This is a genomic window from Paenibacillus sp. DMB5, from assembly GCF_001517085.1.
GTDB lineage: Bacteria > Bacillota > Bacilli > Paenibacillales > Paenibacillaceae > Paenibacillus_AQ.
On record NZ_LRAC01000168.1, the window covers coordinates 82,512 to 98,759 of the forward strand.

The window sequence follows — 16,248 nt, forward strand, 5'->3', positions numbered from 1 at the left end:
GTAAACACAGCATACTGCATTTCTAAATGCGAATATCGGAATCCAAAAAATTGGGATGGCGGCAAAAACGGTGGCCTTTTTTTCCTGCGCCTTTTTTCTTACGATGAGGAGGAAAGGGGGGACATAAGACATGGTTCGATTCCGGGGAGAACAAATGAAAGCGTTTTTTAGACAGTGGCAGCTGCAAAGCATGGTTATTCCGGGCATTGTCTGGATGGTTATTTTTTGTTATCTTCCGATGTTCTGGCTCGTTATCGCCTTTATGGATTACAGTATTGCGAGGCCCATGCTGGAATCGCCGTTTGTCGGGCTGAAGCATTTTGAGGCCTTTGTAACCGATGACCGGTTCTGGCGTTCGATCCGCAATACACTGGGGATGAGCAGCATCAAGCTGATTCTTGGTTTTCCGATTCCGATTCTGTTCGCGCTGCTGCTTAATGAAATCCGCAGCCTGCGCTTCAAGCGTACGGTGCAGACCATATCGTATCTGCCGCATTTTATCGCGTGGACGATCTTCGGCGGGATTGCGCTCAACTGGCTGGGCGAAGGCGGGGTTATTAATCAGCTGATGATGGCTATCGGGCTGCAGGACCGTGAAATTCTTTTTAACAGTGATGCCAAATATTTCTGGTGGATTACCTTTTTTACCGATACGCTGAAGGAAACGGGCTGGAGTGCCATTATCTACATTGCGGCTATCTCGGGCATTGATCCCGGATTATATGAAGCTGCTGAGCTTGATGGTGCAGGCCGCTGGCAGCGGATGTGGCATATCACCGTGCAAAGTATCCGTCCGACGATTGCCATCCTGTTCATTCTCGCGGTGAGCGGTATTCTGGGCAGTAATTTTGAACAGATTTTTATGCTGAAGAACAATATGAACATGAAAATGGCGGAAAGCCTCGACCTGTACATTTACAACATGGGGCTTGTGTCAGGGCGGCATTCCTTCTCCACAGCGGTACTGTTTGCCCGTTCCATCGTGGCGCTGGGGCTGCTGTTCATGGCGAATCAGACATCCAAAAAACTGACCGGGGACAGTATCTTCTAGAAAGGGGGCAGACCGGTGAAAAGACGCACAGGCTTACGGAGCATCGGCGTATTTGAAGTCTGCAACACCCTGCTGATGCTGGGCGTATGCTTTCTGACGCTGTACCCGATGTGGTTCGTGCTGATTAACTCGCTTAACGCGCCGGAGCAGGCGCTGCTGGGCACCGTCAACTGGTTCCCGGAACAGCTGTCGCTGGCGAGCTACAGTGTAGTTTTTAATGATAAAACGATGATGAACGGGTTCCTGATCACCACGCTGCGTACCATAATCGGCTCGGCGGCACATGTGCTGTTCACCGCCATTATCGCTTATGGCCTGAGCAAAACAACGCTGATCGGACGCAAGGTGTACATGAAGGTGGCCCTGGTTACGATGCTTTTCTCGGGCGGACTCATTCCTACGTTTATTTTGATGACGAAGCTGGGGCTTTATGATAACTTCTGGGTGTTCGTCATTCCCGGCATGTACAGCTTTTTCAATATGGTGATCTTTATGAGCTTCTTCCGCACTATTCCTGATAGTCTTGAGGAGTCGGCTAAGGTCGACGGGGCGTCGGACTACGGTGTGCTGTTCCGGATTGTACTGCCCAACAGTATGGCTGTAATCGCTACCATATCGCTGTTCTCGGCCGTCTATCACTGGAATGACTATTATCAGGGCGTTATTTATATCCGTTCGCAGGATATTTTGCCGCTGCAGACGATCCTGTACAAAATCATCGCCGAAAACTCCATGTCGTTCATGCAGCAGCAGGCCATGGCCCAGTTCGGGGCAAGGCTGCCCGGCAACTCAATCAAGTTCGCCTCCATGATGGTGGCCACACTGCCGATTCTGCTCTTCTACCCCTTCATTCAGCGTTACCTGGTCAAAGGGGTAATGATCGGCGCAATTAAGGGATAACCAAACCGAAAGGATGATCTTCTAATGAAGCGTAATTCCGTTAAAAGAAGTCTCACCCTGCTGCTGACGGCGATGCTCTCGCTGTCCCTGGCCGCCTGCAGCGGCAATTCCGCCAATAATGAAAGCGCGCCGACAGCAGCACCTCCGGCAGATGCTACACCAGCACCGCAGGAAGAAGCCAAGCTGAATCCCGATGAGCCGGCCTGGAAGCTGGACACAAGCCCGATTGACCTGACCTGGTTCGTCGGGGCCAACTGGTACGCCCACACGTGGGGGGAGAGCCTGACCTCGAAATATGTTACGGAGAAAACTGGCGTCAACGTCAAGCTTGAAGTCCCTTCCGGCGAGGCAAATGAGCATATTACCCTGATGATGACCTCCGGCCAGCTGCCTGACCTCATCTCCATGGGCTCCTGGGAAACCGCTGTCAAAAAGCTCTGGGAAGGCGATCACGTCTTCGCCCTGAACGAGCTGGCTGACCAGTATGATCCTTACTTCTACAAAGTGGCCGGCGACGGCACGCTGAAATGGTACCGCCAGGAGAACGGCAACACCTACGGGGTTCCGAATGACTCCTACAGCCCGAATCTGATGCATGAGACCGGTATGACGGCGGCCAATCAGACCTTCCTGGTGCGCAAGGACCTGTATGAGGAGATGGGCAGTCCTGACCTCAGCACACCGGAAGGCTTCCTGGGCGCATTGCAGCTGCTGAAGGATAAGTATCCTGAATATAAGGGCCAGCCGATCAGCCCGTTTTTTGCCCAGGGGAATGTGCCTTACGGAATGACTGAATATCTGCAGAACCTGCTTGCTGTCCCGCATGAAAAAGACGGCAAGGTGTACGACCGCGTAACCGATCCCGAATACCTCACCTGGCTGAAAACCTTCCGCACTGCCTATGAGCGCGGACTGATCAATGTCGACTTCCTCGTGGATTCCGATACACAGGTGGAGGAGAAAACAAACAACGCCCGCTATTTCATGATGATCCGTGAATGGACCGGTATGACGGCGGTCAATCCGCTGCTGGCTGCAAGCGCCAACCCGGATTCCTACTATATCGCTGTAGACGGCCCGCAGAACAGCAAGGGCGACAGCGCCAAGCTGTTCCCCGGCAACATGGACGGCTGGATGGTCACAATGATCAGCAAATCGACCAAAAACCCGGAACGGGCGATCCGCTTCCTGACCTATCTCGCCAGCGAGGAAGGACAGCAGGATCTGTTCCTCGGCAAGGAAGGCGAAACGTGGGAGACCGTGGACGGCAAGCCTCAGCTGAAAGCAGATATGGTGAACCTGATTGCAAGTGATATCGAAACACTGGAGAAGCAATATGGCGTGCTGGATACGTACTGGATGATGCGTAACCCGGTTATTGTGAACCAGTGGAGACCGGAGAAGGCACCGGTAATCAAGCAGATGGAGGACTTCGCTAATGCCCAGGCTGATATTGACAGCGGCATTTATAAAGGCCTTGACCCGCTGGGCGATTCCGAGGTTGCGGTAGCCTGGTCGCGGATTTCGCAGAACTGGGAGGAAGTGCTGCCGGAGCTGATTACGGCCAAGGATGAGGCTGCTTTTGACAAGGTGTTTGCAAGCTTCCTTGAGCGCCGTGACGAATACGGCTTCCAGCAGGTGGTGGAATTCCGCCAGGCTGAGCTGGATGCGCGTAAGACCAAAATGGCGAATTAGTTGATAAAGATGCCGGCTGCCCGGGGGCGGCCGGTATTGCCTGCTTGTACAGAGCCTTTTGCAGCGTCTGTTGTAGAGTCTCTATGAATAAGTGCATTTTGCTGATTACCTGCCTGTATTTTTGTAATACATGGTATATTACAAATATGGGGAGGTATGGGAATGAAGGCCGTACAGACAACAATAAGGAAGCTTTACCGCAATTCACGGATCTCGCAGAAGCTCTTTCTGGCCTTCAGCCTGATGATCGCCATACCGGCCATTATCATATCCTTTCTGTTCATCCGCACACAGGAAGCCCAGCTGTACAAGGATGCCATGGCCGAGGGCAGCAGTCATGTGTCCCGCCTGGAGGGGCAGCTGCGCAGCCGGCTGACGATGCTTGAGAACGCTTCCTCAACCGCGCTGACGCAGAAAGGCTTCGTGGATTTCATCCACTCTGACATGCAGGCTGACGGTCTGCAGCTGGTAAAGTTCCGGCAGAACCAGTATGAGCAGATGCATAATATCATCCAAAGCTATGATCTGATCAGCCAGCTCAGCTTCTATGTCGATAACCCCGGCCTGCATGAGATATGGCCGGAGATTTACCGTTATGACCGGTTCTGGCCGCAGGATTACTGGATGACGCTGCGCGAGGAGAACGGGGCGGCTTTCCGCTTATTTTCCCTGCAGGAAGGCGAACATACTTTATCTTACTATAGGCTTGTCCGGCTTCAGGGCAAACAGAATGAACGGCCGACGATTATGGAGATACGGGCCCGACATAGTGCGATCTTCAGCGATTTACTGGAGGAGAGGGACGGCAGCTTTTTCTCTGTTGTCATGGACGGAAGCCAGCCTTCCCGCAGTGTATATAATGCTGCGCATGCGTCAGCTCTCGTCGCAGACGGCAGCTCGAGGATATCCTAACCCGCGTCCACAGCCGGCTGGATGTGCTGCAGCACGATGAGCCCGTTCAGATCACTTCCGGTGATCAGACCTACTATGCATTGTACCGGTACATCGCACCGCTGAACGCCTATATCGTAGACATCACCTCCCATCAGGAGCTGATGAAGGGGCCGCGGAACTGGTATTTTCTTGTGGTGGCTATTACCCTATGCGTCCTGCTGATGATGATGGTGATGATCTCCTATATGACCCGGCGGATCTTCCGCCGGCTGGAGATGGTGCTGGCCTCCATGCGCAAGGTGCGTCAGGGCCAGCTGGATGCCAAGATTCATACCGGACTTCGCGATAGTGATTCCGGTGATGAGATTGATTATGTCGCTGTCAGCTATAACAGCATGCTGGACGAAATCCAGCGGCTGATGACCCAAGTTGTTGATAAGCAGCTGATCGCCAAGAATGCGCAGCTCCATTCGCTGCATTCGCAGATCAACTCCCACTTCCTGTACAATGCGCTGGAATCGATACGGATGCGGGCGGAGGTGGAGCGGCAGCCGGCGATTGCCGGAGCGCTGGTGTCGCTTGGCTCACTGCTGCGCTACAGCATGCATTGGCGCGGGGACACCGTCAGCCTCGGCGATGAGTTCGCCAACATTCACAGCTATATCCGCTTCATTAACTTTATGGAGGGAAGCAGCTTCGAGCTGCAGGCCGAGCTTCTGCCTGAGGTGCTGCGCTACCCGATCCCCAAAATGTGCATGCAGCCCATTGTGGAGAACGCCGTGCACCATGCGGCGCCGCCGGGAGGGAGCGTAGCCATCGAAATGAACGTAAGCGTGGAGAACAGCTTCATGCTGCTGATTGAAATCCGTGATAACGGTACCGGCATGGATCCGCAGACGCTCAGCCGCCTGCAGGAGGAGATGGCCGATGAGTCCGACCGGCCGATTGTCGCCAGCCGCAACGGGCTGGGGCTGGCGAATGTGCATAAACGGCTGCAGCTGCATTATGGCAAAGGCAGCGGGCTTTCGATTGAGAGTGTACAGGGTGCTTACACGAGTGTCACCATACGTTTGCCTTGGGAGCAAGTCAATCTGGGAGGATGGTAGAAGTTGATGAACCTGCTGATTGTGGACGACCAGAAGCATATCCGCGACGGGCTGCAGGCGATGGTGAGCCAGTTCCCGCAGCAGCCGGACAGTATCTACAGCGCGGCTAACGGTATTGAAGCGCTGCAGCTGCTCCGCCGGCACAGCATCCAGCTCGTCATTACCGACATCCGCATGCCCGATATGGACGGCCTTGAGCTGATGGCCCGCACCCGGGAGGAGCAGCTGACCGTCGATTACCTGATTATCAGCGGCTACGGCGATTTCGCTTATGCCCAGAAGGCCATTGGGCTGGGGGCAAAAGGCTATCTGCTCAAGCCTGTCAACCGCGAGGATCTGCAGGCCTCGGTGGAGCATGTGTGGCAGGAGATCATGACCCGGCAGGCAATGTCCCGCGACATGGAGCAGCTCTCCCGGTTGGCCCGGGAGACTGACCGCAAGGAGCTGAGCCTGTATATGCAGGGCTCGGCCTACGACGAGGCGTGGATTGGCAGGACGGAGCAGCAGCACCCGGAGCTGTGGGCCAGCTACCGGCTGTGCCTGCTCAGCGAGGAGCGGCGGATCAACCAGCCGGGCGCAAGCAGCGCCCACAGCATGGAGTCGCTCGCCTACAGCGTGTACGGCAGCGAAGGCTGCCTCTGCCTGCAGCGCCGCCCGCATCTGATTCTGGCGGTAGACGCTACCGCAGATACGGGGAAGCTGCCTGAGGTGCTTAAAGCTGCACAGATCGCGGCGACAGCAGCCATAACCGGGCCGCAGCAGGGCTTAAGGGCGCTGCCCGCTGCCTACACCGAGGTGCAGGAGCTGCATAAGCACAGCTATCTGTTCCCTGAGCTGCGCTGCATTCTGCCGGAGAAAACGGCTGGGCTGGTGCAGCAGTGGCAGCTCCCCCATGAGGAGCTGTACGCCCTGTTCCGGTTCATCGGAGCGGATAGCGGCAGCCGGATCGCGGAAGGCATCTCTATGCTTTTTCATAAAAATGTACTGCAGCGCTATCACATCGGCTATACGGAAAGGCTGTGCCGGGCGGTGGTGCAGATGCTGGAGGAGTACGAGTGGGTGATCCGCCCCTACATGGGCGAGGATGCGCTGGATATTGATCCGCTGCGCAATCTCTACGATCATCCGGGTATCCGCGAATATATTCAGGCGCTCCAGCAGCAGATGCTGCGGCTAAGCCAGTTCTACCACGAATTCAAGTGCAGCTACCGTAACTCCCAGGACCTGAACGAGGCGATCCGCTTCATCCATGAGAATTACCACAAGCCGCTCGATCTGGCGATGGTGTCCAACCATGTGTCGCTGAACTACGCTTATTTCTCCAACCTGTTCAAGAAAAACGTCGGCAAGGGCTTCGCCGAATACCTGCGTGATGTCAGGCTGGATAAGGCGCGCCGTCTCCTGGCCGAAACGGAGTATAAGATCATCGAGATCACGCCGCTGGTCGGCTACGAAAGCTACAAAAGCTTCACCCGCGCCTTCCGCGAAGTCATGGGCATGCAGCCCACGGAGTACCGGCAGATGGTGCGGCGCAAGCAGGGGTAGCGGACGGTTTCTACCGGGGCATAAAAAAGGCCTTAATCCAACGAAACGCTGGACTAAGGCCACCTTTTTTTATACAGACTGGGTCTGCCAATACTGCTTGGCAATCCGCTGCCCTTGGTTAATCTTCGCCCATTGCTCGTCTTCCGTCAGCTCATTACCGCCGTCACAGGAGGCAAATCCGCACTGATGGGAGAGGAACAGCCGGTCTTTATCAATAATCGTCGCTGCTTCATTCAGCAGTCTGACTACGCGCTCTTCATCATCAAGCGTATTGGTTTTGGAGGACAGCAGGCCGAGTACAATCTCGGTATCCGGGCGATCCTTGAAGACAGCGAGAGCCTCAAGCGAGCCTGCGCGCTCATCATCCCACTCCAGGAAAAAGCGGTCATACTTCAGCTGCTTCAGGAACAGGTTGGCAATCTTAACGTACGAGCCCCCGCCCATGTTACGGGAGTCATAATTACCCCGGCAGTTGTGCGTCCACACCTTAAGCCCCAGGCTATGGCCGTAATCAATTACCGTGTTGTTAATATCAATGAATTCAGTGGCCAGCGCCTGTACTTCCTCCTGATTGATATTTTCGCCGGTATACGGGGAGTTCGGGTTATCATCTGCAAAAAGCTCCCACAGGCAGTCGTCGAACTGAATGATTTTACCGCCTGTAGCCGCAAATTCACCTACAAATTCCTTATACGCCTTAACGAGACCGTCCTTCAGCTCTTGTCTGTTCTTATATACGGCATCCTTGCCGCCAATGTTGTCGGACCAGGACAGCTCTCCGAAAATATGCGACGGCGACGGGACACACAGCTTCGTTTCACGGTCACCGGCATGCTCCTGGAATTCTTTGAATATTTTGATAAAATGATGATTCTTCCCGCTCAGCTCACCTGTAATCCGCAGGCCGATATCTTTGCGCGTCTCATACTTTGAAGTGCCGTCTGTATCCCGGAAAAAGTACCCGTGATCCGCGATGTACCGCTCAACTCCCTCAAAGCCCCACACAAAATCCAGATGCCACATCGACTTGGAGTACTCGCCGTCCGTTATTACCGACAGGCCGTGCTCGATTTCCTTGTTCACTACATCCTTAATCGCCGCAGCCTCGCAAGTCTCATAACCGTCAAAATCCTCATAAAACGGATAGCTGATATCATCCCGGTGCTCAATCTGCGTTTTATATTTTAACAGTTCCGACGGCCGTAACAGGCTGCCTACAATTTGAAATTTATTACACATGATAAAATCCTCCTCCGTTATGCTCGCATCAAGTTCTTCGTGCTGTGATTGTAGCATGCGGCTGAGGCCTGCCGATAACACCTAAATGTCATATCTAGTTATAGGGAGGGGCTATAGCTCCCCAAAACCAAAATATTGGGCCTGTATATAAAATCCTGTACCTTTTACCGGGCTTGCCCATTCGCTAGAATGAAGATGTACTTATTTGTAAGCGGTTTCCAAAGGGCTAGACTATTCTAAAGGAGGGCAAGTATGAAACGATTGAACAAGGCTGATCCCCGGTTCTCACGTAAGGTGTGGAGTCTGTTTCTCGCGCTGGTAATGTTATCGGGCATAGGGCTGCTACCGGCTTCTAAGGTTCAGGCAGCGGCGACAACGGTAACGTCCATGGCTTATTTCTCGGCGGCAGACGGGCCGGTCATCTCCAAATCGGGTGTGGGACAAGCCAGCTACGGGTTTGTTATGCCAATATTCAATGGCGGCGCGGCAACCTGGAATGATGTCTCCGGCGATGTCGGCGTCAAAGTGAAGAAAAATGGCAACTGGGTAGACATCGACAGCGCAGGCGGCTTCGTATATAACCAGAACTGGGGGCACTGGAGCGACGGCGGTGCGAACGGCTACTGGTTCACTCTCAGCGCGACCACTGAAATTCAGCTCTACTCAAAGGCCAACAGCAACGTTACGCTGAATTACACACTGGCGTTCCAGAACGTCAACACGGCGACCATTACGTCGATGGCAGCAACGCAGGGTCCGGTGCTTACTGCAGGCTTTACCGGCAGTGCGGGCTTTACGTATCCGGTGTTCAACAACGATCCGAATCTCATCTACGCAGCAGTAGCCCAGGATCTGAAGCTGTCCGTCAAGCCGGTCAGCAGCAGCCAGTGGGTTAACATCGACAACAATGCGGCCAGCGGCTGGATCTACGACAGCAACTTCGGCCAGTTCACCGAAGGGGGCGGCGGCTACTGGTTCACAGTAACTGAATCCATTAACGTGAAACTTGAATCCAAAACCTCCGGGGCCAGCCTGATCTACACCATCAATTTCAATCAGCCGGTCCGCAATTCGTATGTACTGTCCGCCTACGACAGCAATACGACCTACACAGCCGACAATAACGGCTCCATCGGCTTCCCGCTCCCGAAAATTGACGGAGGTGCGCCGATCGGCAGCGAGCTGGGCAAGTTCGTCTATCAGATTAAAAAAGCGGGCGTATGGGTCGATCTCAGCAGCTCCGCCCAGAGCGGCTTTGTCTATGCAGGCAACGGGTACAATAACATGTCCGCCGCCAACCAGTGGGGATACTGGGCCGACTATATCTATGGCCTGTGGTTCCAGCCCATCCAGGAGAACATGGAAATCCGCATCGGCTATCCGCTGAACGGACAGACCGGCGGCAATGTCGGTAGCAACTATGTCTATTACAACTTTATCGGCAATCCTAACGCTCCACGCCCGGATGAATCTGACCAGGAGGACATCGCCATCGGCACGCCGAGCGATCCGGCCATTGCCGGCATGAACCTCATCTGGCAGGATGAGTTCAGCGGCACTGCGCTTGATACAAGCAAATGGAATTATGAGACCGGCTATTACATCAGCAACGACGTGAACAGCTGGGGCTGGGGCAACGCCGAGCTGCAGCATTATACCAACAGCACGCAGAACGTGTTCGTGTCCAATGGACAGCTGAACATCCGTGCCCTGAACGACCACCGTTCGTTCCCGCAGGACCCTAACCGGTACGCGGAATATTCCTCCGGCAAAATCAACACCAAAGACAACCTGTCCCTCCAGTACGGCCGCGTAGATATCCGCGCCAAGCTACCTACAGGTGACGGGATCTGGCCTGCGCTCTGGATGCTGCCTGAAGATGCCGCCTACGGCGCCTGGGCCGCTTCCGGTGAAATCGACATTATGGAAGCCAAAGGACGGCTCCCTGGTACAACCAGCGGCGCGATTCACTTCGGCGGCCAGTGGCCGGTGAACCGCTACATTGCCGGAGAATATCATTTCCCGCAAGGGCAGACTTTTGCGAACGATTACCACGTCTATACGATGGTATGGGAAGAAGACAACATGAAATGGTATGTAGACGGCAAGTTCTTCTTCAAGGTCACCCGCGAGCAGTGGTATTCGGTAGCCGCACCGAACAATCCGAACGCACCGTTCGACCAGCCGTTCTACCTGATCGTGAACCTGGCCGTCGGCGGCCATTTTGACGGCGGCCGGATACCGGCAGCGTCCGACATTCCGGCTACCATGCAAGTGGACTATGTACGCGTGTATAAGGAAGGCACCGGCGGCAATCCGGGTAACCCCGGCAATGTTGCGGTCAGCGGAGTCACCGTGACACCGGCTACCTCGCAGATCGAAGTCGGGCAGAGCGTTCCATTAGCCGCTAATGTTGCACCTTCGAATGCTACCAATAAGGCAGTCAGCTGGTCTGTTTCCAACCCGGCGATTGCTTCCGTTAATGCCAGCGGCAGCGTAACCGGACTCGCGGCGGGCACCGTTACGGTAACCGCCACAACCGCTGACGGCGGCAAAACCGCCTCCAGCACCATTACCGTCGTAACCCCGCCGCCTGTCACCGTCGTCATCGGCGACAGCGTGCGCGGCCTGAAGAAGACAGGCAACAACCTGCAATTCTACGTCAACGGCGCAACCTTCGCCGATCTGCACTACAAAATCAACGGCGGCGGCCAGCTCAATGTAGCCATGACCCCTACCGGCAACGGCAACTTCACTTACCCGGTACTGAACCTGAAGCAGGGCGACACTGTAGAGTACTTCTTCACCTACAATCCAGGTCAGGGAGCACTCGACACCACTTGGCAGACTTATGTGCATGGGGTGACGCAGGGGGTGCCACAGTAAGGTAGGCAGCCGTGGTATAAAAAAAGACCTCAATTCCGCTCTTCAGAGCGTGTTGAGGTCTCTTTTTTTGTTCTCAATAATCCATCGCCTTCGCCCTTTGGCTCTTAGGCAGCGGTTTAAGGTCTAACACTCATGATCTTTAATCGCCCGTTTTTGGCAGCCGCCCAATACACAGCACCATCATAGTACACTGGCCGCTCAAACGAGTTTAACGGTAGTCCTCCGAGTGAGGTTGCAGGGGTGATAACTGTTCCTTCTTCAGATAACACCATGTAGAAGGTATCCTCATCTGTCGACCATAATATAACAATACGCTCATCCGCCGATACAACTTGCGGAGCAATAACATCTGTATCGTTATAATGGGTAAGCCAGTGTACACCGTAGTCCGTCACCTTTTCGAGCGGTGAATTATTACTGTCATTTATATCTGTTGATAGAGCACCGCTACGAACTTCTCCACCTGTAAACATAGATTCGGAAACCTGTCCTGCTTGCGGGTCAAAGATCTGGACAAATAAATTCTGTTTCTCACTCTTTGCCTGCTCACTTATGGATTTGGCCGATGCACCGACCAAAGCGACACCTTTACTTGTCTCTGCAAGTCCCCCAAGCTGTGCAAAAGTTTTATTGACTATATACATATCATAGTTTGCATTTGCTTCCAGATAGAAATGGAACAGTATTTCTGAGTCATCACCATATTTTCCGGAGCTATTATTAACTCTGAACCCGCGGGCGTACGCATCACCATGACTGGCAAAGAGGAAACCTGATAATTTCTTGCTGTAAATCAGGCTTTGGTTAAAAGAATGTCCGCTATAAGTATCATTTGGCAATGAATAAGGCGACATATCGGATATTTTTACAGCAATGACATTATCGCTCTGATGGCCATCGTATCTTCTTTTGGAATGATAATTGACCAATATACCATCTGCTATTACCGAAACGGAGTTGCCATGAGCAAAGGGAACCTTGGTTTTTGCTGAGTCCGCATCACGCCATGGCGTAGATTTTCCTACAAACCCGGTTGTTTTCAGCTCTTGTCCTTCTGGTGAGTATTTTGAAATAAAGACGGTTTCAATTGTAGCGTCTTCTGTCTCATTTGCTTTTCCCCAAATGACATAAAAGTTACCGTCGTCATCTGAAATGACATCTCCGAGAATAGGATACTTTACTTGTAAGGTTAATGTTGTGCCGGGGGTTGTTATCTTAAGCTGATTGTTATCGGCATAGGCGTAAGCGAGACCCTCCCCTTTATAGGGAAATTGATGGACTGAGGAAATTTGTGCCCAATTATCTACTCCATACGCTTGTGTATTCTCCAGTTCGTCCACGATAATGACCCCTTCCTGTTCAATGGAAAGAATCTGTTTTGCTGCGTCCCATGTCACTTCATAACCAAGATTCTCAACGACTGCACGAATGGGCAATAAGGTGCGTCCATTATAAATTTGTGGCGGAACATCTAACTGTACCGGAGATCCTCCGCTTACTTGCATTTGCTGGCTATCGATTTGTAAGCTTAGCGTTTTGTTACCTTTACTTACAGTCGTGGTCCGTGTACCAACATCCCATTTAATAGTTGCGCCAATCTTCTCACAGACCGCACGAATGGGAACCAGTGTCCGGCCATCAAAAATAACGGGGGGCTGATCGAATTCGACTGATTCCCCTTCAACGTTGACTCTTATATCATTACTTTTCGCATATGTGGTTGTACTTATCGCCGGCAAACACAACGATAATCCTAATAATAACGCCAGACACTTCTTCAAATCTTTCAGCCTCCAATATGTAAGTTGAACCTATTTTTCAATTCCCGATAATCCATTCGCCTTCGCCCTTTGGCTCCTCGAAGCCGCTAAGAAAGGTATTTAATAGCTCCTCATTGATCGTAAAAGCAGCATTCGCATCAAAACGTTCACTCCGTACCTTCAGCCGCCTCCGCAGCTCATCCGGGTGCACCTTCAGGTAGATCAGCTTCCACCGGCCTCCCGCCTCTTCGATCAGCCGTTTATACTTGTCCCTTTCCGCCTTATTCCAGAAGCTGGAGTCCACTACAGCCGGTTTGCGCTCTTGGATGCACTGTGTAATCTGGTTTTGCAGACTGAGATGCGCCTCATTCAGATACTCCCGGTACTTCTCGGCCGGATAATCGATCCCGTACCGCCCATGAACCGCCCACACCTCTTCATCAATAGACAGACGCGTGAAGCCGTACGGCTCTATTTTCTGCGAAAAGGTCGTCTTGCCCGAGCCCGCTATCCCGCACATCAGTACAACCAAAGGCTTATCCGAATCATGGTCTGGGCCGAGCAGCTGCTCCAGGTCTGCTTTTTGTAACATTGTATGTCCCTCCCTATCTGGCAGTAAGCTTAAGAGCCAGGTTTCGTATCTCCGTGCTTAGTCTTGGATTGGCCGGATACACCGCTTCAATAAACTCTAAAATGCATAACGCCGACTCTGGTACACGATCATATCCCTGCAGCATACCGCCAAGCTTTTCCGCAAAACCGGGGTACCGCTTCTCTAAACGTCGCTCATTCCCGAAGGGATCGGGGAAGTAATCGACCTCCGGTTCCAGCAGATGAAGCACCGATAAAATCCGGTCGATCGCATGCCCCTGGATAAACCGCGCTGCCGACAGGCGCTCTCCTCTGGCATAACGGCCCAGCCCCACATACAGGTTGGTTAATGCCTCGTTCAGCGGAAAGTCCAGAGCATCACACTTTTGACTCGGCAGCGCTCTGCGCGGTTTGGCAATAGCCGTGTTGTTATACAGCGGATCTTTCCATACCACCCGGCCCTCCGTATAAGCGGCATCGGTCAGCTCCCACTCCTCGAATATCGCGTATTCCCCGTAGATCCCGTCCTCGAACAGGATTTTGCAGCCCGCATCAGAATTTTTAAAAGCATACGCAAGCGGATGTGTCTCCTCCAGCCAATCCAGCCGGTCAATATACCTGTCCTTCTGCCCTGCTTCCACAATAACAAAAAAATCCAAATCCGAATACTCATCCATCCGCTCCAGCTCCACCCCCACCGATCCCACACCCAGCAGCAGAAGCGCCCCACCCTTACGTCCGAGCGTCTCCCCAATCTTATCCAGCCTTTGTAAAAGCAATTCTGTCCGCAGCACGCTACTGTTCCTCCCTATTTCGGAATGCAAAAAGGGCCCAACCCACACTTGTCAGCGAGGTTGAACCCTAAGGTTACATTGCCTTTGATTTTCTAGAGTTAAAATAGCATTGGTTGGGGGTGGGTGTCAATTGGGACGATGCGACGTTTTTCCATGGCTTCCTCACATTGAGAGAAATCATTTCTTGACTACACAATCTCTTTATTAAAATGCCCTCTTGTGTCTGTTTCCTGATCAAAGACAGCATGATTCATTGAGCCATTTAATTTGCCAGAGGCTATATTAATGATTTTCACAACCTGCTCTTTGGATTCAACGGTTCGATTTTCATTTTGAATCCTCCTTCACTAACCACAATCGGTGAATACTGCATTTTTTTGAGCTTATTTGTTATAGACGATAGGCATTTTTCTAATCAATTGGTTGTCACGGGTGGCAGCATACATGATTTTAGCAACATTTTCCCTGGAAACCGATAATTTAGCCGATTTATCTCCGAATGAATAGCCATAAGATTGCCCTTTGTGTTTAACATTGGGGTTAATAATTCGGACAACTGTCCAATCAAGGTTCGATTGTTTAACAATTCCTTCCATCTTCTTCATTTCCGCTTGACCGTTTGGAAGTAAAACTTTAGCCAATACACCTGGAAGTATCGTCGAAATGTTTTTCTTATCGTCATCTGATTGCAAAGCCGGCGTCGCAAGTGTAATTAACCTTGTTTTGTTATGTTTCTTCATAGCCCTAATCATCAGTTCGTGTCCGTCCGCAATCGGCGTGCCTTTAAGCTTTCGTGACATATCGGATGCTGGCCCCAATGTGCTGATTACGACATCTGATTTAGCAACAGCCTGCTCGATGGTTGAAGCATTCGAAAGTTCCCCTTGTACAAAGCTCAAATTGGGATGTTTGAGGCTGATTTTGTGGGCGTTTCTAACATATGCCGTAACGAAATCTCCGTGATCTAGAGCTAATTGTGTTAGCAGCTGTCCGATTGCACCACTTGCACCAAAAATGGTGATATTCATTTTCTTGAATGATCTCCTTCATCTAAATTATTCAAATCACACTCGGTCTTCAGTTATAAACTCTTCTACTCTGTCTCTTTTGGTGTACATGTCATACCAAATATCAGCGATTTTGTCTTGAACTCCTGAATTCGGTTGCATCCAAATTCCGATCGAAAGGTGACCCGCATAAATACCTTTGTCAGCTAATTCGCTGTTCAAATTAAAGATATAATTGCGAAGTCCTGAAACTGCAATTCCGACATTACCCATCATCGGAACTGGGTGGATTGCAGCGCCTCCAGTAGTAAATAATAAGGCACCGCTTTGCTTATCCAACATTTCCGGCAGCACCTGTCGAACACTGGATAACGCGCCTAAAACATTAAATTGAAATTGGTATAACGCATTTTCTTCTGTTACATCTAATGTTGGCGCTACTGTGTTGATGCTCGGCGTTGGACTGTATTCAAGAACATCAATAAATCCGTATTTCTCTTTAACAGCGGCAAATGCCATCTCAATTTCTTCTTTATTTAATATGTCCGCTTGAAATGAAGCCGCTTCGATCCCCGATTGTTTTAATTCAATAACCAGTTGGTTCAGCTTTTCTTCATTTCGGGCAATAAGAGCTACGCGAAAGCCATTTTGTCCGAATTTCTTTGCAATGGACATTCCTAAACCTGCTCCTGCTCCAACAACGGCTATAGTTTTCATTTGATATCTCCCTTTCAATCAGAATTAATAGTCAATGAGATAAATAATAGTCAAGGTGTTGTA

General features: G+C 51.8%; 13 protein-coding genes. 7 read left to right on the forward strand and 6 right to left on the reverse strand.

Annotated elements, in window-relative coordinates:
• The first annotated feature begins 130 nt into the window (after positions 1-130).
• The 6 genes from AWJ19_RS31435 (at position 131) to AWJ19_RS31460 (ending at position 7,191) form a co-directional block, all read left to right on the forward strand.
• Positions 131-1,051, forward strand: coding sequence for an ABC transporter permease subunit (locus AWJ19_RS31435; RefSeq protein WP_068729480.1), 921 nt, complete (start codon positions 131-133; stop codon positions 1,049-1,051).
• A 15-nt stretch (positions 1,052-1,066) separates the two neighbouring features.
• Positions 1,067-1,951, forward strand: coding sequence for a carbohydrate ABC transporter permease (locus tag AWJ19_RS31440; protein WP_068729482.1), 885 nt, complete (start codon positions 1,067-1,069; stop codon positions 1,949-1,951).
• Between the two features lie 24 nt (positions 1,952-1,975).
• Positions 1,976-3,646: an extracellular solute-binding protein gene (locus tag AWJ19_RS31445; RefSeq protein ID WP_068729484.1), complete on the forward strand. Its 1,671-nt coding sequence runs from the start codon at positions 1,976-1,978 to the stop codon at positions 3,644-3,646.
• A gap of 162 nt (positions 3,647-3,808) precedes the next feature.
• The gene (locus AWJ19_RS31450; protein WP_068729485.1) at positions 3,809-4,558 is read left to right on the forward strand and encodes a hypothetical protein; all 750 of its coding nucleotides are present in this window, start codon (positions 3,809-3,811) and stop codon (positions 4,556-4,558) included.
• Between the two features lie 23 nt (positions 4,559-4,581).
• Positions 4,582-5,646: a sensor histidine kinase gene (locus tag AWJ19_RS31455; RefSeq protein ID WP_068729487.1), complete on the forward strand. Its 1,065-nt coding sequence runs from the start codon at positions 4,582-4,584 to the stop codon at positions 5,644-5,646.
• Positions 5,647-5,652: 6 nt separating this feature from the next.
• Positions 5,653-7,191 carry a response regulator gene (locus tag AWJ19_RS31460; RefSeq protein WP_068729489.1) on the forward strand — a complete coding sequence of 513 codons (1,539 nt, stop codon included), beginning with the start codon at positions 5,653-5,655 and terminating at the stop codon, positions 7,189-7,191.
• Positions 7,192-7,260: 69 nt separating this feature from the next.
• Here the strand turns inward: AWJ19_RS31460 and AWJ19_RS31465 are convergent, their stop codons facing one another.
• The gene (locus AWJ19_RS31465; RefSeq protein ID WP_068729491.1) at positions 7,261-8,430 is read right to left on the reverse strand and encodes a cobalamin-independent methionine synthase II family protein; all 1,170 of its coding nucleotides are present in this window, start codon (positions 8,428-8,430) and stop codon (positions 7,261-7,263) included.
• Positions 8,431-8,682: 252 nt separating this feature from the next.
• On the opposite strand from AWJ19_RS31465, the gene AWJ19_RS31470 reads away from it, so the two are divergent.
• Positions 8,683-11,316: a family 16 glycosylhydrolase gene (locus AWJ19_RS31470; RefSeq protein WP_068729493.1), complete on the forward strand. Its 2,634-nt coding sequence runs from the start codon at positions 8,683-8,685 to the stop codon at positions 11,314-11,316.
• A 116-nt stretch (positions 11,317-11,432) separates the two neighbouring features.
• On the opposite strand, the gene AWJ19_RS31475 is transcribed toward AWJ19_RS31470, so the two are convergent.
• The 5 genes from AWJ19_RS31475 to AWJ19_RS31495 form a co-directional block, all read right to left on the reverse strand.
• Positions 11,433-13,097, reverse strand: coding sequence for a copper amine oxidase N-terminal domain-containing protein (locus AWJ19_RS31475; RefSeq protein WP_068729495.1), 1,665 nt, complete (start codon positions 13,095-13,097; stop codon positions 11,433-11,435).
• Positions 13,098-13,134: 37 nt separating this feature from the next.
• Positions 13,135-13,668, reverse strand: a complete 534-nt coding sequence (locus AWJ19_RS31480; RefSeq protein WP_068729497.1) for an ATP-binding protein — start codon at positions 13,666-13,668, stop codon at positions 13,135-13,137.
• Between the two features lie 13 nt (positions 13,669-13,681).
• Positions 13,682-14,461, reverse strand: coding sequence for a hypothetical protein (locus tag AWJ19_RS31485; RefSeq protein ID WP_068729499.1), 780 nt, complete (start codon positions 14,459-14,461; stop codon positions 13,682-13,684).
• A 383-nt stretch (positions 14,462-14,844) separates the two neighbouring features.
• Positions 14,845-15,489, reverse strand: coding sequence for an NAD(P)H-binding protein (locus AWJ19_RS31490; RefSeq protein ID WP_068729501.1), 645 nt, complete (start codon positions 15,487-15,489; stop codon positions 14,845-14,847).
• Between the two features lie 36 nt (positions 15,490-15,525).
• Positions 15,526-16,185 carry an SDR family oxidoreductase gene (locus AWJ19_RS31495; protein ID WP_068729503.1) on the reverse strand — a complete coding sequence of 220 codons (660 nt, stop codon included), beginning with the start codon at positions 16,183-16,185 and terminating at the stop codon, positions 15,526-15,528.
• Positions 16,186-16,248: the final 63 nt, after the last annotated feature.